Source organism: Kitasatospora sp. NPDC051170 (assembly GCF_044455705.1).
Lineage (GTDB): Bacteria > Actinomycetota > Actinomycetes > Streptomycetales > Streptomycetaceae > Kitasatospora.
Window position 1 is genome coordinate 625,770 of sequence record NZ_JBITFA010000001.1, and the last position, 21,636, is coordinate 647,405.

21 protein-coding genes and 2 pseudogenes are annotated in these 21,636 nt (G+C 72.4%); 11 read left to right on the forward strand and 12 right to left on the reverse strand.

Translation table 11 applies throughout. The annotated features are described in order from the left end of the window. The first annotated feature begins 163 nt into the window (after positions 1 to 163). The 3 genes from ACIBCA_RS02855 (at position 164) to ACIBCA_RS02865 (ending at position 3,123) form a co-directional block, all read left to right on the forward strand. Complete coding sequence (locus tag ACIBCA_RS02855) at positions 164 to 592, forward strand: Imm1 family immunity protein (RefSeq protein WP_396280993.1); 429 nt, start codon at positions 164 to 166, stop codon at positions 590 to 592. A 112-nt stretch (positions 593 to 704) separates the two neighbouring features. Then, entirely contained in the window at positions 705 to 1,130 is a 426-nt protein-coding gene (locus tag ACIBCA_RS02860) for an Imm1 family immunity protein (RefSeq protein WP_396280994.1), read from the forward strand. Positions 1,131 to 1,449: 319 nt separating this feature from the next. Continuing rightward, positions 1,450 to 3,123, forward strand: coding sequence for a glycoside hydrolase family 27 protein (locus ACIBCA_RS02865; protein WP_396280995.1), 1,674 nt, complete (start codon positions 1,450 to 1,452; stop codon positions 3,121 to 3,123). A gap of 214 nt (positions 3,124 to 3,337) precedes the next feature. Here ACIBCA_RS02865 and ACIBCA_RS02870 read toward each other — a convergent pair whose 3' ends face one another. After that, complete coding sequence (locus tag ACIBCA_RS02870; RefSeq protein ID WP_396280996.1) at positions 3,338 to 4,006, reverse strand: AMP-binding protein; 669 nt, start codon at positions 4,004 to 4,006, stop codon at positions 3,338 to 3,340. Positions 4,007 to 4,242: 236 nt separating this feature from the next. Between ACIBCA_RS02870 and ACIBCA_RS02875 the strand changes: the two genes are divergently transcribed. Further along, positions 4,243 to 5,460 (forward strand): PucR family transcriptional regulator, encoded by a 1,218-nt coding sequence (locus tag ACIBCA_RS02875; protein ID WP_396280997.1) that lies wholly within the window; start codon positions 4,243 to 4,245, stop codon positions 5,458 to 5,460. Between the two features lie 500 nt (positions 5,461 to 5,960). On the opposite strand, the pseudogene ACIBCA_RS02880 reads toward ACIBCA_RS02875, so the two are convergent. Then, positions 5,961 to 6,119, reverse strand: a pseudogene (locus ACIBCA_RS02880) (helix-turn-helix domain-containing protein); the annotation flags it as partial. Beyond that, positions 6,116 to 6,601, reverse strand: a complete 486-nt coding sequence (locus ACIBCA_RS02885; protein ID WP_396280998.1) for an AraC family ligand binding domain-containing protein — start codon at positions 6,599 to 6,601, stop codon at positions 6,116 to 6,118. The pseudogene ACIBCA_RS02880 and the gene ACIBCA_RS02885, both read right to left, overlap by 4 nt. On the opposite strand from ACIBCA_RS02885, the gene ACIBCA_RS02890 reads away from it, so the two are divergent. Next, on the forward strand, positions 6,513 to 6,797 hold the full coding sequence (locus ACIBCA_RS02890) for an alpha/beta fold hydrolase (protein WP_396281243.1): 285 nt from the start codon (positions 6,513 to 6,515) through the stop codon (positions 6,795 to 6,797). The genes ACIBCA_RS02885 and ACIBCA_RS02890 overlap by 89 nt on opposite strands. A gap of 21 nt (positions 6,798 to 6,818) precedes the next feature. Here the strand turns inward: ACIBCA_RS02890 and ACIBCA_RS02895 are convergent, their stop codons facing one another. After that, positions 6,819 to 7,001, reverse strand: a complete 183-nt coding sequence (locus ACIBCA_RS02895) for a hypothetical protein (RefSeq protein ID WP_396280999.1) — start codon at positions 6,999 to 7,001, stop codon at positions 6,819 to 6,821. A gap of 223 nt (positions 7,002 to 7,224) precedes the next feature. On the opposite strand from ACIBCA_RS02895, the gene ACIBCA_RS02900 reads away from it, so the two are divergent. Beyond that, positions 7,225 to 8,817 (forward strand): SMI1/KNR4 family protein, encoded by a 1,593-nt coding sequence (locus ACIBCA_RS02900; RefSeq protein WP_396281000.1) that lies wholly within the window; start codon positions 7,225 to 7,227, stop codon positions 8,815 to 8,817. A 168-nt stretch (positions 8,818 to 8,985) separates the two neighbouring features. Here the strand turns inward: ACIBCA_RS02900 and ACIBCA_RS02905 are convergent. Beyond that, a pseudogene (locus ACIBCA_RS02905) lies at positions 8,986 to 9,054 on the reverse strand (RICIN domain-containing protein); the annotation flags it as partial. A gap of 139 nt (positions 9,055 to 9,193) precedes the next feature. Between ACIBCA_RS02905 and ACIBCA_RS02910 the strand changes: the two are divergent. Next, positions 9,194 to 9,679, forward strand: coding sequence for a DUF2975 domain-containing protein (locus tag ACIBCA_RS02910; RefSeq protein WP_396281001.1), 486 nt, complete (start codon positions 9,194 to 9,196; stop codon positions 9,677 to 9,679). Beyond that, a complete protein-coding gene (locus tag ACIBCA_RS02915; protein WP_396281002.1) occupies positions 9,679 to 9,921 on the forward strand; it encodes a helix-turn-helix domain-containing protein in 243 nt (80 codons plus the stop codon). The genes ACIBCA_RS02910 and ACIBCA_RS02915 overlap by 1 nt, the downstream gene beginning before the upstream one ends. A 62-nt stretch (positions 9,922 to 9,983) precedes the next feature. Here the strand turns inward: ACIBCA_RS02915 and ACIBCA_RS02920 are convergent, their stop codons facing one another. From ACIBCA_RS02920 to ACIBCA_RS02930, 3 genes are all read right to left on the reverse strand, one after another. Then, entirely contained in the window at positions 9,984 to 12,893 is a 2,910-nt protein-coding gene (locus ACIBCA_RS02920) for a helix-turn-helix domain-containing protein (RefSeq protein ID WP_396281003.1), read from the reverse strand. Positions 12,894 to 12,899: 6 nt separating this feature from the next. After that, positions 12,900 to 13,076 carry a hypothetical protein gene (locus ACIBCA_RS02925; RefSeq protein ID WP_396281004.1) on the reverse strand — a complete coding sequence of 59 codons (177 nt, stop codon included), beginning with the start codon at positions 13,074 to 13,076 and terminating at the stop codon, positions 12,900 to 12,902. A 479-nt stretch (positions 13,077 to 13,555) separates the two neighbouring features. Further along, positions 13,556 to 14,425, reverse strand: a complete 870-nt coding sequence (locus tag ACIBCA_RS02930; protein WP_396281005.1) for an NAD-dependent epimerase/dehydratase family protein — start codon at positions 14,423 to 14,425, stop codon at positions 13,556 to 13,558. A gap of 111 nt (positions 14,426 to 14,536) precedes the next feature. Between ACIBCA_RS02930 and ACIBCA_RS02935 the strand changes: the two genes are divergently transcribed. Beyond that, entirely contained in the window at positions 14,537 to 15,001 is a 465-nt protein-coding gene (locus tag ACIBCA_RS02935; RefSeq protein ID WP_396281006.1) for an Lrp/AsnC family transcriptional regulator, read from the forward strand. Positions 15,002 to 15,007: 6 nt separating this feature from the next. After that, positions 15,008 to 15,589, forward strand: coding sequence for a hypothetical protein (locus ACIBCA_RS02940; protein WP_396281007.1), 582 nt, complete (start codon positions 15,008 to 15,010; stop codon positions 15,587 to 15,589). 38 nt (positions 15,590 to 15,627) lie between these two features. Here the strand turns inward: ACIBCA_RS02940 and ACIBCA_RS02945 are convergent, their stop codons facing one another. From ACIBCA_RS02945 to ACIBCA_RS02960, 4 genes are read right to left on the reverse strand one after another with little or no spacing between them, the layout of a single operon-like run. Continuing rightward, on the reverse strand, positions 15,628 to 16,611 hold the full coding sequence (locus ACIBCA_RS02945; RefSeq protein ID WP_396281008.1) for a phytanoyl-CoA dioxygenase family protein: 984 nt from the start codon (positions 16,609 to 16,611) through the stop codon (positions 15,628 to 15,630). Then, the gene (locus ACIBCA_RS02950; protein WP_396281009.1) at positions 16,599 to 17,441 is read right to left on the reverse strand and encodes an FkbM family methyltransferase; all 843 of its coding nucleotides are present in this window, start codon (positions 17,439 to 17,441) and stop codon (positions 16,599 to 16,601) included. Before ACIBCA_RS02950 ends, ACIBCA_RS02945 begins: the two co-directional genes overlap by 13 nt. Continuing rightward, complete coding sequence (locus ACIBCA_RS02955) at positions 17,428 to 19,257, reverse strand: B12-binding domain-containing radical SAM protein (RefSeq protein WP_396281010.1); 1,830 nt, start codon at positions 19,255 to 19,257, stop codon at positions 17,428 to 17,430. The genes ACIBCA_RS02950 and ACIBCA_RS02955 overlap by 14 nt, the downstream gene beginning before the upstream one ends. After that, a complete protein-coding gene (locus ACIBCA_RS02960; protein ID WP_396281011.1) occupies positions 19,254 to 20,051 on the reverse strand; it encodes a hypothetical protein in 798 nt (265 codons plus the stop codon). Before ACIBCA_RS02960 ends, ACIBCA_RS02955 begins: the two co-directional genes overlap by 4 nt. 317 nt (positions 20,052 to 20,368) lie before the next feature. Here ACIBCA_RS02960 and ACIBCA_RS02965 point away from each other — a divergent pair, with 317 nt between their 5' ends. Next, on the forward strand, positions 20,369 to 21,634 hold the full coding sequence (locus ACIBCA_RS02965) for an MFS transporter (RefSeq protein WP_396281012.1): 1,266 nt from the start codon (positions 20,369 to 20,371) through the stop codon (positions 21,632 to 21,634). The last annotated feature ends 2 nt before the right edge of the window (positions 21,635 to 21,636 follow it).

Genomic DNA, 21,636 nt, shown 5'->3' on the forward strand with positions numbered 1-21,636 from the left:
GAATTTCCGAAGGGGCCTTCGACCGTTTTGCGGGTGCCGGACCCGGACTGCAGCCTTCTCGCAGGCGGGAGTGGAATCCCGCCCCGGGCGGCGGGACGCCGACGGTACACTGACGCGACGCAGAGTCAGGTGTGGTGACGAGTCACCGTTTCGGAGGCAGGGGATGACGGTCAAAGGGCTGGAGGTACAGTTCCGATCCGAGCACACCGAAGCTCCCGGCCTGCTCTCCAGCGCGGATGACGTGGATTCCTTCATCGACGCCTTGCTGAATGGGCGCCACGACCGCAACTGCGCCGTGGTGTACTCGCTCGATCGCCCCACACTGCCGTCGGGATACCGAGATCACGAGTTGGCGGTCGGGGTCGACAGGATCGCCCGGACCGGTGCACTGACCCTCGCGGACGACGAGAACCTCGTGTCGAAAGGCTCGGTGGATCGCGGCATAGGCGAGTACATGCTCCTCGGGCATGTGCGGGAGTTCATGCCCGGATCGGAGATTCCCATCGAGAACGTCCGCCGGGCCGTGAAGGAATTCCTTGAGAACGGCGGCCGTCTTCCGACCTGCATCGAATGGCAGGAGGAAGAGTTCTGAGAGCCGGGCGGAAGAACTGAACCGGCTCGCATGACAGCTGAGTTCGTCACCGCGGAACCCGGCCCCCGGTGAGCCGGGCCAGGGCGGGGCACAGACAACGGAGGCAGGAACCGTGCGGGGTGCTGAGGCGATTTTCCAGGAGGAGCACCATCAGAAGCCCCTCGTCCTCGATTCGGAGGACGCCGTCGATCGGCTGATCGAAGCGCTCGTCGCCGGACACCCGAGCCACAACATGGCCCGGCTGTTCTCGCTGGACCGCACGACCGTCCCGGCGGAGTTCCCTGATCACGAGTTCCTGGTCGGGATCGACCCCGGGGAACAGGTCGGCATCGTCGCCTTCGCGGACGCGGACGGCTGGTTCGTTCCGAGTGGCACGGCCGAGAAGGAGTACGTGACCTACACGCTGGCCACGTACCCGAGGGAGTTCTGGAAGTCACCGGAGATTCCCGTCGACCTGGTCCGTCAGGCCGTGAAGGAGTTCGTGCTCTCCGGCGGCCTCCGACCGACCTGCATCGAGTGGCAGGAAGAACCGCAGTAACACCGGTTCGCGCCCAGCCGTCGCGCACGGCCGAGAACCTCTCGCGGGACGTACGCCGCAACCGCGGCGAGGCTGGGCGCCGAACAGGGGCGGGGCTGTGCGAGAAGGGTTGACGCGGTGTCCGGGGTACTGGAGCCTTTCAACCGCCGGAGTTGGGGACATGCGCCACGGGCATGTCTCCTCGATGGATTGTTAGCGCTCACATTCCCCCACCCCCTGGAATGCCGGCGCATTCCTGAACCGCCGTTCGGGAGACCGTCGGGGGGATCCCATTCCGGCGTTTGTCATGCCCACACCATGCCTGTCAGGAGGCGATGACATGCTCCACCCCCACCCGCGCACCACCCGCCTGCGAAGGAGGCTCGCCGGCGTGCTGTCGGCCTTACTCCTCGCCCTCGCACTCCCCCTGTTCTCCCCGGACGCAGCCGCGCCGGCCGCCGCAGCGGGCAGCATCCCCGCCGCCGCGGCCGGCAACGGCCTTGCGGCCACACCGCAGATGGGCTTCAACGACTGGAACGCCTACGGCTGCAACGTCTCCGAGGCGCTGATCAAGTCCACCGCGCTCGCCATGCACGACAACGGCATGCAGAGCGCCGGATACGAGTACGTCAACATCGACGACTGCTGGATGACCCACTCGCGGGGTTCCGACGGCCGCCTGGTTCCGGACCCGGGCAGGTTCCCCGACGGGATCAAGGGCACCGCCGACTACGTCCACTCGCTGGGCCTGAAGCTGGGCATCTACGAGTCCGCCGGGCTCCAGACCTGCGCCGGCTTCCCCGGCAGCCTCGGGCACGAGACCACCGACGCCCAGTCCTTCGCCGCCTGGGGCGTGGACTACCTGAAGTACGACAACTGCTACGCGGGGCCCGGCTGTTGGCTGAACACCTGCCCCAACGGCACCAAGGCACCCGCGCAGGCCCGCTACACCGCGATGCGTGACGCCCTGGCCGGGACCGGTCGGCCCATCCTGTTCAGCCTGTGCAACTGGGGCGAGGAGAACGTGTGGACCTGGGGCGCCTCGGTCGGCAACAGCTGGCGCACCACGAACGACATCAACGCGAGCTATTCCAGCATGCTGTCGATCTTCCACAGCAACGTGAACCTGGCCGCCTACGCCGGGCCCGGCCACTGGAACGACCCGGACATGCTGGAGGTGGGCAACGGCTCCCTCAGCGAGGTCGAGGCCCGCTCCGAGTTCAGCCTGTGGGCCGAGATGGCCGCTCCGCTGATCGCGGGCACCGACATCGCCTCGGCCGGCCCCGCCACCCTGGCCACGCTCACCAACACCCGGGTGATCGCGGTGGACCAGGACCCCCTGGGCAAGCAGGGCACCCTGGTGTCCTCCGTCAACGGCCTCGACGTCCTGGCCAAGCCGCTGGCGAACGGGGACGTCTCGGTGGCCCTGTTCAACGAGACCGGATCGACCGCGACCATCGGCACCACCGCCGCCGCGATCGGGAAGAGCGGGGCGGCCGGCTACACCCTCACCGACCTGTGGTCCGGCGCGACCTCGACCACCACGGGCACCATCAGCGCCTCCGTCCCGGCGCACGGCACCACCATGTTCCGCGTCGCGGGCGGCACCAGCGCCCCGACGGGCGGCGCGCTGCGCGCGGTCGGTGCGGCCAAGTGCCTGGACGTGCCGAACTCGACCACCACCCCGGGCACGCAGGTGGCCATCTGGGAGTGCAACGCCCAGGCGAACCAGCAGTGGACGTATACCGCGTCCAACCAGCTCACCGTCTACTCCGGCAGCGGCCAGCAGATGTGCCTGGACGCGGACCACGGCCAGACCACGCCCGGAACCAAGGTCGGGATCTGGACCTGCAACAACCAGCCGAACCAGCAGTGGAAGGTGAACACCGACGGCACCGTCACGGGCGTCCAGTCCGGACTCTGCCTCGACGTCACCGGCCGGTCCACCGCCAACGGCGCCCTGGTCGACCTGTGGACCTGCAACGGCCAGAGCAATCAGCAATGGGCCCGCTGATGCTCCCCCGCGACCGGATACGGGCTGAGAGGCAGGCCATGAGAACGCTCACCCGGGTGTTCGCCACGATCCTGCTGGTCGTCGCCACCACAACCCACGCGTCCGCACCGAAGCGGGGGTGCAGCAGCGGCAGGAAGTCGGAGAACTCGTCCACGTGCAGCCCGGGGCGGACCGCGCCCGCCGGGCCGTAGCCGCTCGGGGCGGCGCGGCCCGGTCAGCGGTTCCCCGGAGCAGGGCCGTCCACCGTCCGCTCGGACAGGCAGGCCCCGGCCAGGACGCAGGCGTGCAGCGCCGTCAGAAACCCGTGCGGGTCGTCCCCGGCGGGCGGGACGGGCAGCACGCGGCCGGGGCCCAGGCCGGGTACGGCCGTGGCGCGGGCCCGCAGGCCGCCGTGGGTCAGCACCCGGGGCGTGCCGATCCCGGCTCGGGTACGGCGGCTGGACACGGCCGGGTCGTCGTCGCCACGGGGGACGCTGTGGGCGAGCTGCGGCCAGAACAGCAACTGGTCGAGGAAGTCCGCCCCGACCGGAACCGCCGGGGGGCCGGCCGCACCCGCCGTGCCCGGCCCGGCGAACACGATCCCAGGCACGGAAGAGAGAACCAGGTGCCCGGCCCGCCCGCCCGAGGCCCCGGCCTCCGGCACGCTCACCACCGCGCCGATGCGCAACGCCCCGTAGAACAGGACGGGCAGCGCCGGCCCGCCCGTCAGTCGGAGGACCACCCGGCTTCCCGCCCGCACCCCGCGGGCGTACAGGCCACCGGCGACCCGGCCACCGAACTCGTCCAGGTCGACGAAGGAGAGCACCTCCCGCCCGCTGCGGAACACCGGGTGGAACGGGTAACGCACCGCAGCGGCAGTCAGCTCGGTGGCCAGGTTGCCCATCAGGTCCGTATCTCTTCCAGGTGCGGCTGCCAACACGAGTGGTGATCATCGGCCCGCACAGGCCGGCTCCGCTACGGCCTGGCGAACAAGGAACCCTGTCCCCGGCGACAACACCCCCTGCCGCGAGCCCTTGTGGGCCCGGCGGGCCGGGCACCGACCCGGTGCGCACCCGGGGAATCGGAAGGAGCGGGCGGTTGCGGCCGGCTGCGGGCGGCTGGTGCCCTAGGCTCGGCTGCGTGCGCAGTGTGAAGGCTCCCGACCCCCATCTGGCGGACCTGGCCCGGGCCCTGGAGGGCCGGATCGACGAACTCGTCGCCGCCATGGCCGAACTCACCGTGCGGGAGATCCCCTTCTACCGGGGCACGACGGTGGGCGGCGAGGCACTGCGCGAAGGGCTGCGCGGCAGCGTGGAGTTCATCCTGACCCATCTGCCGGACCAGGCTGCGAAGCCGTGCGACGTCTCCGCCCCGACCGCCACCGGCCGCGTACGCGCGCTGCAGGGAGCGCCGCTCGCGGACGTGCTGCGGGTCTACCGGCTGACGTTCGCCTACTTCTGGGACCAACTGCTCGCCGAGGCCGAGGACTACGGCCCCGCCGCCGCCCAGGCCCTCCTCGGCGCGGGCTCGCGGATCTGGGCGCTGGCCGACACCTACTCGACCGCGCTCACCGACTCCTACCGGCAGGCCGCCGCCGAGCGGATGGTGGAAGCCGACCGGCGGCGCTCGGCCCTGCTCGCGGCCCTGCTGGACGGACCCGGCGCCGACGGCGAGGAGGTCTGGGAGATCGCCCGCCTGCTGGGCTTCCCCCCGCAGGGCCGCTTCCTGATCGCCGTCGCCGAGACCCTCAGTCCCGGCCGACCACCGCTGCCCGGCCTCGACCACCGCCTGCGCGCCCTGGAGGTGGGAACGGCCTGGCGTGCCGGGCCCGGCAGCGAGATCGGCGTCCTGTCCCTGCCCGCCCACGGCGACGAGCAGCCCGTTCTGGCCGCCCTGCAGGCACTGTCCACCGCCCGGGTCGGCGTCAGCCCCCGCTACCGCCGCCTCGACCAGACCCACCACCAACTGCGCTATGCCCAGGTCGCCTTGGACTCCCTGCCGCCGGGCCAGGCCGCGGTCCGCCAGCTCGACGACGCCCCGCTCACCGACCTGGTGCTCGCCAACCTCGACAGCACCCGCCGGGCCGTCAACCGGGTCCTCGGCGGGCTGCTGAGCCTGCCCGAGAACGAGCGCACCACGCTGCTGACCACCGCCCAGGCCTGGATCAAGGCCCGCGGCTCGGCCGCCGACGCCGCCCAGGCCCTCTACTGCCATCCCAACACCGTCCGCTACCGCATGCGCAGGCTCCAGGAACACCTGCGCGGCCCGCTGGAGGACCCGCTGGTGGTCGGCGAACTCGCCGTCGCCCTCGACGCCATCGGCACCCTGCCCGACCTCCTGGCCGGGCACGACCGCTGACCTGGGAACACCTGGCCATCCCGGGCGTACCGGCCTCCAGATGTCCGTGCCGCGGGAACGCGGCTGCCAGGTCCAGGTCGTCGATGTCGGACTCCGGCGTCAGCGCGGTGAACTGCGCGCGGGCCTCCTCCGCGGCTCGGGCGAACCGGGAACGGGCCGGGCACAGCCTGGGCAATGTCCGACGGCTGTCGGCGACGTCGGTCGAAGACCGATGACAGGCAGATGAGCGCGACCCGGCCCCGCCGTGCGCTCACCGCTCGCGCGCACCGTGGACCGTGGACCGTGGACCGTGGACCGTGGACCGTGGACCGTGGACCGTGGACCGTGGACCGTGGACCGTGGACCGCACCCGCGCGCTGCCGTCCGCTCCGCGGCCGCAAACCGGGCAGGCCACCCCTGTGGCGGAGAACGGACGACGTCTTCGAGGCAGCGGCGTAGGCCGTGCGCCACGCGGCCGGGGGCATGCCGGCCTGGCGGCGGAAGAAGGCGGTGAAGTTGCCGGCGTCCCCGAACCCGAGGCGCATGGCGCAGGCGACGACGGTGAGGTCGGTGTGGGCGAGCAGCCGCTGGGCTTCCAGCAGGATGCGCCCGTCGAGGTATGCCTTGGCACCCGTGCCGGTGGCGGCGCGGGTGGCGCGGGGTGAGGGTGCGCGGGTCATACCCGAGGGCTTCGGCGTAGTCGCCCGCCCGGTGCGAGGTGGTGAAGTGCTCTTCGACGGCGGCACGGTAGGCGGCGCTCGGCGGCGTGCAGGGCGAGGCCGAGGCGCTGAGGGTCCAACTGCAGGCAGATGGGTGCGGGCGTTTCCTCGACCCGGCGGTCGGCGGGCGCACCGGTGCGGAAGAGGACCAGCGGGCCGTCGCAGGTGTCGATGTCGCTCCACCGGTGGACCGTGCCGGGACGCACCCATACGACGCTGCCGGATCGCAGCCGGTAGTGGCGGAAGTCGACCTCGTGGGTGCCGGTTCCGGATGCGACCAGGGCCAGCACGTGGACGGCGGGGGCCGGTGCTCGTGTTCGCCCACTGCTGGGGCGGCTCCGCGCACCTGGGACGGTGTCCTCGCTCGGCTGCGCGCCCGATGCGCGCCAGGAGTGGCCGCTGCGCGACATAGCGCGCGACATCACCGGGGAGGTAGGTGCCATCGACGTGCCGGTCGCGGTGCTGGCCGGGCAGCACGATGCGGTCGAGCCGCCCGGGGTGCTGCGCGAGTGCCTGCTCCCGCATCTTCCCCGGGCGGAGCTGACGGTCGTGCCTGAGGCCGGGCATCTGCTCCCGCTGGAGTCCCCGGCCGCCGTGGCGGCCGCTGCGCAGGAGTTCCTGGCCCGCCTGGGTCCGTGACCATCGGCCGGCAACGCCGGATCAGGGCCCGCTGTCCTGGTCCGCTCCCGCAGCGTCCTCCTCGTCGGGCGGCAGGCCGGCTTCCTCTCGGTCCTCCCGCGTGCGCTCCTCCAGCTCCGGCTCGTCGGGCCGGCGCGGCAGCCCGCGTCCGTGTCCGCTGTCCGGGTCCCCCTCGACCGCCTTGTTCGACTTGTGGTGGGACATGGGCTGCCTCCTCGGCCGGCTGTCGGACGTTCCTGTCTCCATCACCCCCCTCGACGGGCCGGCCCGCAACCCGGCCGGGTCTGCGCACGCCTCGCGCCGCGCACGCCCGGCCCAGGGGACCGCCCCTCGGACGCGGGCGGTGCCCTGGGCGGCAGGGGTGTCCGGGACGGCCGGTAGGGTCGGCCGCGCCGGATCGTGGAGGCGCGAGTGCGGGGAGGCACGGATGTCGGGTGGGGAACGTACGGATGCGGGGCACCTGTGCCCGGCGGCCGTACTGATGCCGCAGTCGCTGCGGGTGGACGATGTGGTGGCGGCCGCGCGGCGCAGGGTCGCCGACGGGCCCCCGCCGGTCGGCGCCGTGGCCAGGATCGGCCTGGCCGCCCGCAGCGCCGCCGTCGGCGTGGCGCTGCGGCACTGCCTGGACCACGACTTCCGGGGCCGGGCGGCGCTGGCCCGGGCGATCGTGGAACTGGTCCGGGGCGAGGGGCCGGCCGCCGTGCGGATGCTCGCCCGATACCTGTCCGACCCGGAGAGCGACCCGGTCACCCGCCACCCGGTCCACGGCGGCGCCGCGTCCTGGCAGCACCTGAGCACCGCGATCGCGCTCGCCGCGCTCGACCCCGCCCACCGCGAGAGTGCCGAAACCGCCTACGCCGAGGCCGGCGACTTCGACGCGGTGGTCTTCGCCCGGGAGCACGCCCACGCGGGCCCGCAGGAGCGAGCCCAGGTGATCTCGCGGATGCGGCGGGCCGCCGGCGCCGCGCCGGAGCACACCGTGACCGACGCGGTCCGCGTGCTGCTGGAGCTGGGCACCGCCGACCAGGTGCTCGCCGCGCTGCGCGGCGCTGTCGAGCGCGGGGTGTTCCCCTGCCGTGTCGTCACCGCGCTGCACGAGGCCGACCCGCGGCTGGTGCCCGCCCTGGCCGACAGCGAACTGCGCGCTCTGGCCGCCGCCCCGGAGCGGTACCTGGTACACCGGCCGGACCCCGCGGACCCCGCCCTGTTCAAGCCCGAGCACGCGGTCTCGACCCGGGTGAAGGCATGCGGGCCCTCGCATCGTGACCGCGCCGTCGACGTGCTCCGGGAGATCGCCCGCGACGGCCGCCACGGCAACGAGATCCGCTGGCGCGCCGCCTTCGAACTCGGCCTGCTGGATGCGGCCGAGCGCGAGCGCGAGCAGGACCTCCTGACGGGCGAGGGCGTCACCGACCCGGCCGCACCCCGTCCCCAGGAGCAGTGGGACGCCGCCGACCTGGCCCGGGTCCAGCCCGCCGTCGCCGCCCTGTGGCAGCGCATCGAGCAGCAGCTGGCCGAGCGGTTCCCGGACTTCCCCGTGGAATACGGCCCGCCGGCCACCCTCGCGGAGATCGCCGAGGTCGAGCGGGAACTCGGCTTCCGGCTCCCCGTGGAGTTCGCCGCCTCCTGCCTGGTCCACCGGCACTTCCACTTCCCGGACCTGGTGACAGGCATGCCCGACCAGGTGGACGTGGCCTGGCTGCCGCGCTACCGCTGCGCGGACATCGGCTCGGTGGTCGACCACGGCCCGCAGGACCCGAACGCCGCGATCCGCGTGGACTACTTCCCGCGCGAGGGCTGGATCCTGCTCAAGGCCGACGAGGGCGGCACCATCAACGCCCTCGACCTCGACCCCGGGCCGGGCGGCCGCTACGGCCAGGTGATCGCCCTGGACCACGAAATGCCCCAGGGCGTCGCCGCCGCCGGCTGGCTGAGCCTGCTGCAACGCTTCACCGCTGCCCTGGAGGCCAACCGCTACGTACTCAAACCGGAGGGCTACCTGGACCTGCGCCGACCGTGACCGTCCGTCGGACGTGGGACCACACGGCCGCGGGAGACCGACCGCTGCGAGGAGCCGAGGACGGCGACCGCCCGCGTCGTGCCCGTGGATCCGGCCGACCACACCCTCGCCCTCGGTGACGGTGCCGTCGGAGTTGAAGGTCCACTGCTGGTCGGTCTGGCCGTTGCAGTCCCAGATGATCGCCTTGGTGCCGTTGGCCGTGCCCTTGGCCTCGGCGTCCAGGCACTTGCGCCGTATTAGCGCTCACAATCGGCGAAATAAGTACTGACACCTACGCCGACCGGAGTTCAAGACATGCGCAAGGCAAGGCTTCTTGCTCCACCTATCGATATTCGATAGATTCCGATCGTAGTTCGATCGGAAGGAATGATGGGCCGTGGGAAAGTTGGCCGTACGTGCGCTGCGCGCGGTGCTGGCGGTGGTGCTCGCCGGGACGGTGTTGATCCAGGCCATGATGGTGTGGGCGATGGCCACCAAACCGGTGGAGGGGTCGCTCCCCCTGACCCCGCTGCGCCTGGTCACGATCCTGGGGATGGCGTCGGCCCAGGTCGCCCTGGTCTGCGTGTGGCGGCTGGTGGCGATGGTCCGGCGCGGCACCGTGTTCTCCCACGCCGCCTTCCGCTATGTGGACGGCGTGATCGGCGCGATCGTGGCCGCCGCCCTCGTGTGGTTCACGGTCACCGCCATCAACGCGCCGGGCCAGCGGGACGATCCGGGCGTCACCGTCATCATGGCCGGGGTCGGTGTGGCGATCCTCGGGGTCGCGCTCATCGTGCTCGTGCTGCGGATGCTGCTCGCCCAGGCCGTCGCGCGCGACGTCGAAGCGGCGCAGCTGAAGGCCGAGTTGGACGAGGTGATCTGATGCCCATCGTCGTCGACATCGACGTGATGCTGGCCAGGCGCAAGATGTCCGTGGGCGAGCTCGCCGACCGGGTGGGGATCACCCCCGCCAACCTGGCGGTGCTCAAGAACGGCCGCGCCAGAGCGGTGCGCTTCGCGACCCTCGCCGCGCTCTGCGAGGTGCTCGTGTGCCAGCCGGGCGACCTCCTGCGCTGGGAGGCAGGGGGCACGGCGGGAGACGACGTGCCCCCGGGCCAGGCGTGAGCCTCGACAGGGTAGGCGCGCCCTCGGGTTCGTAGCCGAGAGCGCCCGTGGACCCCTTCCCTTCAATCGCCGAGCCCCTCGCCGCTGCCGGGCGTTCCTCCGCCGGAGGAGAGGTGGTCCCGCAGGCGGAGGGCGTGGCCGGCGGCGTAGCGGCTGCCGCGGTCGGCGGCTCGGGAGTACCACCGCAGGGCTTCGTCGGGGCGGTTGGCCTCGCGGAGGAGGTCGGCCATCTCCCGTTCGGCGCGGCGGTCGCCCGTGGAGAGGCGGTCCTGGAGCCAGGCGATGGCGGCGTCCAGGCCGTGGTACTTCCAGAGGAGCCATGCGGCCTCGCGGTGGGCGTGGCGCTCACCTGCGGCGGCGGCCTTCGTGAACGCGGCCACGGCGTCCTCGACGAGTTGCAGGTCGGGGGGCTTCAGGGAGACGTCGCACTCGCCCCGCAGGACCAGGCCGATCTGCAGGAAGGCCGTGATGTCGCCGTGCTCGGTCGCCTTCCGGTACCAGCGGAGGGCCTGCTGGGGGCAGCCCTTCAGCCGGTAGACGGCGGCCACGCGGCGGATGACGGCGAGGTCCGGGTGGTCGGGGTCCTTCTCGACGGCCTCCAGGTAGATCTCCAGCGCCTCGTCCTGCTGTCCCTGCGTCGCGAGCAGGTCGGCGAGCGGGAGCAGGCTCAGTTCGTCCCCGGCGCGCACCGCCTCGCGGTAGATGAGGAGGGCCTCCTCGTCGCGGCCGAGCCCCTGGAGGTGTTCGGCGGCGTCGCGCCACGCCTCGAGGTCCCCGGCGGCGCCGGCCTCGCGGTAGAAGCGCAGGGCGCCGTCCGTGTCGCCCGCCTCCCACAGGAGGGAGGCGGCCTCGCGCAGGGCCGCCGGGTTGCCGGCGGCGGCCAGGTCCTGGAGCCACCGCACCGCCTCCTCCGCCCGTCCGGTGCGCTGCATCAGCGACACCGCCGCCCGCAGGGTGCGGCTGGTGCCGTCGATGGCGGCGGCCCGCTGGTAGTGCTCGACGGCCTCGTCGTCGCGGCCGTCGCGCAGGAGCCTTCGGGCGGCGGTGACGGCGGCGGCGGCGTCGCCGGACTCGGCGAGCATGCGCAGCCACCTGATGGCCTCGTACGGGGTTCCGCTCTCGCTGAGCATCACGGCCGCGGGTTCGAGGGCCTGGGTGTCGCCGGCCTCGGCGGCGCGCTGGTACCAGATCGCGGCCTCCTCCACGCGCCCGGACTCCTGGAGGAGCGCGCCGCCCATCATCAGGGTGGTGCTGTCGCCCTGGTCGACGGCGGTGAGGAAGCTCTGGGGCTCGATCAGCGTGTCCGGGCTCCGGTCGGCGGACAGGAAGCGGGCGACGGAGCCGGGTGCCTTGGCGTGGGCGAGGGCCAACCTCGGGTCCGTACCGGCGAGTTCGGCCAGGCGGGCCAGCTCGCCCTCGGTGAAGCGGTCCGGGACGTCGACGGCCGAGTCCTCGATCAGGGCGCGGGCCGCCGCCTTCGCGGCGGGGGCCCGGCCGTCGGAGCGGGTCAGGAGGCCCGCGGCGGAGGAGACCGTGCCGAGCACCAGGATCGGCGCCCTGCGGGGGTCGTGCAGCGCGTCGACGATCTCGGCGTGGACCGTCCCGGCGAGGTGGCAGCGGGCCGGGTCGAGGACCTGCTCGATCCGGTCGAGCCACAGCACGGTGGACGGTCCGGCCTGGCCCAGTCCCTCGACCACGGCCTCGCCGTTGGACGGGTCCGCCGGGTGCCAGAGCCGCCAGCTGCCGGGGACGGCCCGCAGCGCCTCCACACAGCTGCGGGTTTTGCCCGTGGCCCGTCGCCCCCGGGCGACGACCATCGCGCTCTGGCCGGCGACGGCCCGCCAGACGGCCTGCCCCAGCGCCTGGTCGTGCTCGCGCGGGACGTACGGGGGCAGCACCGGCAGCGCCTCCCCCGCCTCGGGCACCGGGAATGCCTCGCGGACGCCCAGGGCCAGCGGGTCCGTCGCCTCGCTCACCGCGAGACCGTACGGGCGCTGCGTCGCCGCCCGGACCCACAGCTCGCGGGTGTGCCCGGCGGCGGTGCCGGGGTCGACCCCCGCCATCCGGGCCAGGACCACGGCGACGGCGACCGTGTCGTTCTGGGTGCCGAGGGCCGAGGTGCGCAGCAGTCGGCGCACGAGGTCCTTGCCCGGGAGGGAGTCCAGCTGGTCGTCCAGCCGTACGGCCTCGGCGATGTCCACGAGCGAGGGCATGTCCGCCCGGACGAAGAGGGTGTTCAGCCAGTCCGCGAGTTCCCTCGAAGGGCCCGGCCGCGTCCACGGCCGCGAGGGCGCGGGCCGGGAGCGGCGCCTGGTCAAGGGCGCCTCGTTCGCCCGCGCCTTCGCGGCCGCGCGGCGACGCGAAGGCTCCTGCACGCCCTGGGACGCGGTGTGGACGCGCGCCCACACCGCGTCCCAGGTCTCGGCCTCGTACCGGGCGGCGGGCGAGCCGGCGAAACCCGCGATCATCACCATGAAGCGGCAGAACACCCGCTTGGTCGGCGCCGACCCGGGCCGCAGGGCCTGGCCGAGGGTGCTCCTGGACAGGTGCGAGGCCAGGTGTTCCGTCCGCTGCTCCATCTCGCGCAGCGACGGGCTGCCGCTCGCCTCCCAGGCCGCCCGCATGAGCTCCCGGAGGTGCTGCGGTTCGCGCAGCGCGTCGGGCTCACGCCACTTGGCGGAGGGCTTCCCCCGCTTCGCGCTCGCCCGGGCCGGGGTCCGGCGCCACAGCCGCTCCGCCTTCCGGAGCTCGGACGGGGTGCCACCGCAGACGCGTACGAAGGTCTGCACGACGTCCAGTCGGGGGCGGCGCTTGCCCGACGTGGCCCGCGACAGCGTCGCCATCGACACGCCCGCCTCGACCGCCATCCGGGCGTACGTCTTCTTGCAGCGCGCCCGCAGGCGCTCCAGGTACTCGGCGAGCTCCCCGGCGGGCGCCCCCTCGGGGACCGCCTCCTTCGGCCTTCCCACCACCGCCGCTCACCCGCGCCCACGTCCGGAGGAGGCGGCCGCCACCAGCCGTCTGACCAGCTCGGCGGCGGTCACGACGGCCGCACTCGATAAGGCGATCACCGTCTCCACCGACAGACCCATCGCCGTCAGCAGCACGAACACGGCCAGCACCGCCAGCACGAGGACCACGACGGCGGCGGACACCGGACCGTCACCGCCCCTGGCCCCACGGCGCCTACGCGGCTCGCTCATCTCGAAGACCTCCAACCGACAGCACGACCGACAACGACGGGGCCGGGAGAGGTCGCTGTCCTCCCGCCGGATGCCGTGCGCCAAGTCTTGAACACACCGGGGCTGCGGAACGGCCGGTCGGCCGGGCGCTCTCCCGGGGATTTGAAACAACCGTGGGCGGTCGAGGGGGGTCTTCGCAGATCAGAGCGCTGGGAGGGGCCGGAGCGCGCGGTGGGACGACACGGGTTGTCCTGTTTTCCGTCCGCGGTCGTTCCACCTGTGCTTCTTGCATGATTGTCCGACCTTCGGTGCAACAAACTCCGCTGCTGCCCGGCACATCCGCGCTGGCCGGAGCCCTGTACCGGCTCCGCACCGGCGGCCGGACCCGGCCCGCGTCCGGCCCACGGCCGTCGCGACCGCGCAGGCGTGCGGATGGCACCATCGTCCCGTGATCACTCGTACGTCGGAAGGCGGAGCGCGGGCAGCCAGTCGCGGGTGTGGGAGAAGGTGTAACCGAGCTTCTCCGCACGGGAGTTGTCCATGCCGTAGTAGCGATCGAAGGAGAACGGTGAGGCTTCCTCTCCGGGGGCGGGCGGGGCCGTGCGGTACGGGCGGCCGTTCGCGAGGAGGTCGCAGAGGTCGGTGGCGGTCAGCTCGCCGTGGGAGCAGGCGTTGACGGGGCCGGTGAAATCCGCGGCGGCGGCCCAGCGCAGGACGTCGGCCATCTCGGCGTCGTGGGTGTAGGAGGACGGCAGGTTCTCCGGGTGGACGGTCACCGGCAGCCCGGCCTCGATCCGCTCGCGGTAGGAGGCGAGCCGGCCGGTGAAGTCGTCGGCCCCCAGCACGTGCGCGGCCCGGACGGTGACGAAGGGGAACGCGCCGCTGCGGGTCAGTACCGCCTCCGCCTGGCGCTTGCCCTCGCCGTACGACGACTCGCCTTCCCCCGACACCGGCCAGCGCTGCGGGTCCACGACCTGCTCGGCGAGCGGCACGCCCAGGGGCCGGCACTCGCCGGTGTCGTACACCTCGATGGTGGAGGTCATCACGTACCGTCCCACCCGGCCGGCGAACGCCCGGACGGCGGCCTCGGCGTGCCGCGGGGTGTAGCAGACCTGGTCGACCACGGCGTCGAAGCTCCGCCCGGCCAGGGCGGCGGCCATCGCCGCCTCGTCCTCCCGGTCGGCGACGAGGTGGGCGACCCCGGGCGGCGGGGCGGCCGAACCCCGGTTCAGCACGGTGACCCGGACGCCGGAGTCGCGGAGGAGGGTCACCAGACCCCGTCCGAAGTAGCGGTTACCGCCTATGACGAGCACGTTTTCCATACCCTCAAGTGTTACGGTGCGGGCCGACCGACTGAAGGGGAGATCGTGGGAGTTCCGGCACTACGGCCGAAAGACCGACGGCAGAACGGCACCTCCGCCGACGATTCGGCGGTGCGCCCCGCGAGCACCCTCGACGCGATCGACCTGCACCTCCTGGAACTCCTCCAGACCGAGGGCCGGATCACCCTCAGCGAACTCGGCCGCCGCGTCAGCCTCAGCCCCGCCGCCGTCGGCGAACGCGTCCGCCGCCTCGAAGCCGACGGCGCCGTCACCGGCTACACCGCCCGGGTCGACCCCGCCCGCCTCGGCTACGGCATCCAGGCGTTCGTCCGCGTCTCCCCCCATGCCCGCATGACCGTCAAGTACCTCCGCAGCCAGGAACTCCTCCACCGCCCGGAGATCCTCGAGGTCCACCACGTCATCGGCGAGGACTGCTGGATCCTCAAGATCGCCGCCCGCGACACCGCCCACCTGGAGGAGCTCATCGAACTCCTCTCCACCCTCGGCCGCACCACCACCTCGGTGATCCTCTCCTCCCCCGTCCAGCAACGCCCGCTGCTACCGCCCGGGCGGTGACGGACCGTGAGTTTCCTGGGCATGTGGTGCCTGATGCCGATGCACGCCGAGGTCGTCGCGCGGTACGCGCCGGAGCTGGCCCCGGCCGTCGAAGCCCGAGCCTCAGGCCCCGGCTCCAGGACGCTGATCCGGCGGTGGGAGCGGACGGGCAGCACGGAAGCGGGCATGCGGCAGTTCCTCGAGGATGCCGGCCCGTCCGCGCTGGACGAGAGGATCGGCCTCGTCTACGAGGCGTGGGAGCGCGGGTGTGACAGGGAGCTGCCCCATCTCGCGGTCTCCGTGCGCAAGGGGCATCCGGCGACCGCCCTGGCCTACGCGCTCGGGCCGCGGCGCAGCGCCGAGCTGCCCGGGTGGTTCGGGGACATCGTCCTCGGGCCCGAGGAGGTGCGGCACACGCTGCCCGCCGTCGAACGGGCCTTCAGTTGGGGCGAGGAGGCCCGGGCCCGGGCCGCGCAGCTGCTCCGCGACGCCCTGTACCCGGAAGCGGACCGGCAGGACGTCGACGCCCTGCTCGACGGCGTCCTCCCGGTCTGGCGCGCCGCGGCGGCGGCCGGTCGCGGCCTGCTCGGTGCGAGCTTCGAACCCTGAGCGGGGACGCCCCCCGAGGGGCGTCCCCGAAGAGCCGGTTACAGGTAGGCGTTGTCCGGGTTGAGGCGGGTGCCGTGGACGGGGACGCAGCGGTGCTTGCTGATGTCGAGGTTGGAGCCGTCGACGGTGTCGCGGGTGGTGCGCTGGGGGTAGACCCAGGTGTCGCCGAGGGTGTAGCGGCCGTTGATGGCCAGGCGGGGCTTGGCGGTGGGGAGGGAGGCGCGCGAGCGGTGCATGCAGCGCTCGGTGAAGATGATGTACTCGCCGGCCTTCATGGGGACGGTCCGGGTGGCACCGGGCTCGAGCTCGAAGGGTTCGGTGACGACGGCGAGGAGGTCCTCGCAGTGGGTCTCGAGCTGGTCGAAGAGCTCTTCGAGGGTGTACTTGTCGGCGTCGACGCCCTCGAAGACGCGGCGGGTGTCGATGTCGAGGATGAGGCTGTTGTTGGCCGCGCGGGAGAGGAGTTCCTCCTTGGTGCGGACGCGGTTGCGCGGGTCGACGTAGGCGCCGGACTCGCTGAGGCGGACCATGCGCTTGGGGTACTGGGCCTGCTGGGAGCCCTTGACGAACTCCATCACGCCGTCGTCCTCGGAGACGTCGGTGAGGGCCATCCAGAGCGTCCAGTCCCACTGGCCGGAGTGGTTGAGCGGGAACAGGGCGGGGCGGTGGCCGCCGACCTCCTCGCCGTCGAAGTAGCCGTACTCCTGGTGCCAGTCGATGGCGCCGTCGCCGGGGAACTTCTCGAACAGCTTGGTGCGCCAGAGGACGAGGGAGTCCGCGCCGGTGGTCTCGGCGAGGGTGGAGACGAGCTCCGGCGCGGTCATCACCTGGCGCAGGGTCTCGTTGACCAGGTGCCAGTCGCGGACGGAGTAGCGGCCGTAGAGGGGCTGTTCGGGCTGGCGCTCCAGCAGGTCGGCGAAGAAGGCGGCGAGTTCGGCGATCACCTCCGGGGAGGCGAACCGGGGGAACGGGCCGGCGAAGCCCTGGGTCGCGAGCGACTCGCGCGGTGTCATGCCCGACATCTGGTGTCTCCCTGTGGGTGTGTGAAGGAACGGGACGCGAAGACCATCGCGCGGTCGGCGTTCGCCGCCGGGCCGTCGTGGCGGACCCGGACGGCGAAGCCGCGGGTCTCCAGGGCGGCGGTGATCTCGTGCAGCCGGCCGGCCGTCGGGGTGCCGGGTTCGTCGTGGACCTCGACGGCGAGCTGGCGGATCAACGGCCAGTGGCGGTCGTCGATCCCGCGCAGGACCTCGGCCTCGGCGCGCTGGACGTCGATCTTCAGCATGTCGATCCGGGTGAGCCGCTCCTCCTCGATGACCTCGGACAGCCGGCGCAGCCGGCAGTCGTACGGCTCCTCGCGGAACCGGTGGTCGAGCATCTCGTCGAGGAAGTCGGCGGCATCGCCGAGGTCGGAGCCCTGAGCACCGACGACGAGGTCGCGCACGTAGGCGCGGTCCGCCGCGGTGTCGGCGAGGGCGCTACGGGCGGACATCGTGGTGTAGCCCGGGTAGAACGTGAACCGGGCCTCGCCCGTACGGTCGGCGAGCCCGTACGGGAAGAGCTTGACCGCTTCCCCGTGTGCGGCGAGGTTGCGCCGCAGCTTGTCGAAGATCGGCGGCAGGGGTTCGAAGGCGTAGACGGTGGCGGTGGGGCGGTGTGCCCGGACGAAGAGCGCGTAGACGCCGATGTTGGCGCCGACGTCGAGGACGACGGCGTGCTCGGGCAGGTCCAGGCCCTCGGGCAGGTAGCCGCGGCGGGTGACGATCTCCTCGTACAGGAACGCCGTCTCGTGCGCGTTGAGCCCGTCCAGGCTCGCCGGGTCGATGAGGGTTTCGGGCTCACTCGGAGGCATGGATCGCGGCCCCCAGTCTGCCCGCGGCCAGGCGGTAGAGCTCCTCGGCCTCGGCGGGGCCGATGGAGGAGAACTGGTGCGCCGTCTCGAAGCCCGGGTGGCGCTCCAGCTTGACGCGGTAGTCGGGGAGTTCGGCGCCGTTGTGGATCATCTCCAGCCACTGTCCGGTGCCGGGGTAGGGGCTGTTGATGTTGAGGGCGACGCAGCCGTCGGGGATGCAGCCGCTGCGGTGGAGTTCGGCGATCAGGTCGAGGGTGTGGAGGCGCTGCCGTTCCGTCTCGCCGAGGCCGAACTGGAGGGAGGTGCCGACCCGGATGCCGAGGTCGCGGCAGAGGTGGGCGACCTCGCGGAACCTGGTCGCCCAGTCCACCGGGGTGGCGAGCACCCGGAGTTGGCGGACCTTCTGCACGGCGACGTTGTCCGGTTCGGCGGACTCGACGCCGAAGTAGATGTAGCTGCAGCCGGCCTGCGCCATGGCGCGCAGGGTGTCCGGGGTGACGTCGTTGATGGTGGTCTGGCAGCCCCACTCGATCGGCTCCCCGCCGGTCTCCTTGCGGAGCAGTTCGAGGAACTCGGCGAGCCAGCGCGGGTTCTGGGTGAAGGTGCTGTCGTCGAAGAAGACCGCCTCGAAGCCCTGCTCTCGGCGCAGGGCGATCTCCTTGACCACGTTCTCGGGGGTGCGCTGGCGCATCTTGGGCTGGTTGTAGAGGAAGGCGTCGGCCGACTCGTGGCAGAAGCTGCACGCGTACTTGCAGCCGATGGCGGCCATCACCTGGGCGGTCAGGCGGTTGCCGAAGATCGAGAAGCGGTTCTCGTGGGTGAGCCGGGTCAGGTCGATGAACGGGATCTCGTTGCCGTCGATCGGCGCTCCGCTCAGTTCGACGGACTCGATGCGGTCGCTGTCGCGGTCGTGGAGGAAGAGCTCTCCGGTGCCCGGGAGCCGGGCGAAGCGGTCGCGGCCCGCGAGCAGGGCCCGCTTGACGCCTTCGACGCCCTCGTCCAGGTGTTCGGCGAGCACCCGCACCACCTCGGCGAGGGCGAACGGGGCCTCGCCGGCGAAGACCAGGTCGACGGTCTCGCGCTCCTCGGGCTCGGCGAGGGTCTGCAGGGCCGGGAGGCGGCCGTACTCGGTGTCCGTCAGGTCGAACTGGGCGTGCGCGGCGCGCTTCCTGCCGTCCATGCCGCCGACCCGGAGGGAGGCCGAGCGGTAGGCGCGGGCGTTGACGGCGTCCTCGTGCTGGCCGCCGAGCAGGACCAGGCTGTCCGGGGAGGACTCCTTGACCAGGCGGGCGATCCGCAGGGCGAAGTGGTGGCCCTCGGAGAGGTTGCTGATGCCGACCATCGCCGGCCGGTGCCGCTTCAGGCACCGGATCAGTTCGGCCTCGAAGGCCGGGCTGTAGGCGAGCGGGTTCATGACGCCGACGACCTCGGGCACCCGGGCGGCCGGGAACTCGTCGATGCGCAGCTGCCGGTCGAGGACGCTGGTCGCGTAGAGCAGCGGGGTGGGGATGCCGGGGAAGGAGCCGGTGGCGCCCTCTTCGACGTGGGGGGCGCTGACGAACAGGACGGGGAAGTGCTTGCGGCGGTGCCGCGCCTCGGCTGCGTCCTCGGAGTCGGGCTGCGAGGGATCAAGGGCCAGTTCGCGGGCGAGCGCCTGGTCCGAGACCTCGCGGGGGTCCAGCCCGTCGAAGGGGTGGAGGCGCCAGTCCTTCTCGTGTTCGTGGAGGTCGCGTGCTATGCGCTCGCGCCGGGCGGCGCGCACCAGTTCGGCCGGATGCCCGCCGGGGGCGGCTCCGCGGAGCCCGCCGCCGGTCATCGGTGCAGCGCCCGTTCGGTGAAGGCGGCCACCTCGGGGTCGGCGAGCAGCTCGGCGCCGGACACCTCGAAGCGGGTGGTCTGTGCGGGCTCGCCCGGCCAGGGCGCGGTGTGGTCGCGGGACAGGAGGAGGCGGGGGCCGCTCGGCCGGTCGGCGCGGGAGGCGGCCGCCAGGTAGGTGAGGTAGCGGGTGAAGCGGTCGGCGAGCTGGGTCCGCAGGTTCTCGGCGACGCCGAGCCGTCCGCAGACGGTGTGCACGGCGCGGGTGTAGGTCCGGAGCAGCTCGGTGGCGTCGGGGACGAGGTCGGCAGCGGCGAGATCGGCGCCGGGCGGGGCAGCGGGCGAGGCAGCGGGCGGGCCGAACTCGGCGAGTTCGGCGGGCGTCATCCGGCCGCGCAGCGGGGTGAGGGCGAGTTCGAACTCCGTCACCAGGGTGTCCCGGTCGACGGGCAGCGGGTCGTAGAGCAGCACCGGGGGTGAGCCGAGGCCGGCCTCCCGCACGCCCCGGGCGAGGAGTTGGGCGAGCGGGGCGGCGGCGCACATCCCGAGGACGGCGCCGACGGGGCGGCCGTGGCGCTGTACCTCGTCCAGCCAGGGCCGGACGTACGCCCCGGGCTCACTCTCCGGCAGCAGGTCGCCGGTGGCGGGGAGCGGCGCGGTCTCCCAGACGGTGTGGCCGGCGAGGCAGGCGGCGAGGTCGGAGAACCCGGCGTCACCGCGGCCGGCATCGAAGTTCACGGCGAGGACGAGGGTGCCACCCCCACCACCCGGACAGCGCCAGTTGGTTAATTCCATCGAAACTCCATCTGTACCTCTCGGAAGAATTCCCAGGCCACCGCATTCACGTCGGGGCAATATTCCCGCCCCCTCGACACCCGAACTGCGGCGCCCGCCATTCACAGACGGCCCCCACCTTTTCCTACCCCGGGCATCGCGCACACGTCAAGAGTGATCGAACTGACTCACAGTCAATCCGAAGGAACTCAGGTGACCCTGAGTTCGTGTCAGCTCTAAGGTCCGGACCAGCCAAGAAGGGTTGACGGAGCGCCGACAGGGCTGATCTACTGACGTCTCGCCTCGTTCCAGATCAGCGACTCCAGCAAGGGGAAGCAGTGCCGAACGTTTCCGGCTCATTATGGAAGAACCGCGATTTCAAGCTATTCCTGACGATTCAAACGCTGTCTTCCCTCGGTGATTCGTTCTCCTACGTGGCGCTTCCCCTCCTGGTTCTCCACGCCACCGGATCCGTTGTCCAGATGGGTATGGTGACGGCACTCCAGGGCGCCGCCTCGATCCTCACGGGCCTGTTCGCCGGGGTCGTCGTCGACCGGGTCGACCGCCGTCTGCTGCTGCTGGTCTGCGACGTGGCGCGGGGCGTCCTCTACGCGCTGATCCCGCTGGCCTGGATGTTCTCCCCGCAGCTCTGGGTGATCTACACGGTGGTGCCGGTCGCCGGCGCCTTCGCGATGCTGTTCCGGGTCGGCTACGTGGCGATGACGCCCAGCCTGGTCGAGCGCGACCAGATCACCGAGGCCAACGGCAGGCTCTACGGCTCCTTCGCGGTGGCGAGCGTCATCGGCCCGGTCGTCGCGGGCGTGGTCTGCGCCGCGGTCGGCCCCCAGGTCGCCATCGGCGTCGACGCCGCGAGCTTCGTCGTCTCGGCGCTGGGCGTGCTGCTGGTGCGCACCCGCGAGCGGGCGCAGGAGCACGACGACGAGCAGGTGGCCGAGCAGCCGCCGACCAGCCGGCGCAAGGCGCTGCTGGCGGAGTTCCTGGCCGGCGCCCGGTTCCTCTGGGACCACCCGATCATGCGGCCGCTCACCGTGCTGCTCTCGGTGCTGACCTTCCTCAACTACGGCATCACCGACCTGATCGTCTTCTACCTCAAGGACTCGCTGGGCCACAGCGACAGCACCGTCGGCTACGTGCTCGCCGTCGCGACCATCGGCACCATGGTGGCCTCCTCGCTGGTGGCGCGGATCCGCCGGAGGATCGGCTTCGGCGCCACCTGGATCGGCGCCAACGTGCTGTGCGGCGCGGCCATCGCCTGCCTGGGCCTGTCCGCGAGCGTCCCGGTGATCGCCGCGCTGTCCTGCGTGATGCTGGCCAGCACCGGTGTCGGCGGGATCAGCTCGATGTCGCTGCGCCAGGAGGTCACCCCCGACAAGCTGCTGGGCCGGGTGACTTCGGCGTTCTGGACCATCCACTCGGCGCTCGGCCCGCTCGGCGCCGGCCTGCTCACCGCGGCGGCCTCCGCGTACGGCGTCAAGGCCGTCTGCCTGCTGATCGGCGTCGGGAGCCTGCTGACCGCGCTGTACGGGCTGCGCACCGCGCTGTGGCGCACCGCTCCCGAGCGCCCGCTGACGGAGGGTGTGTGAGC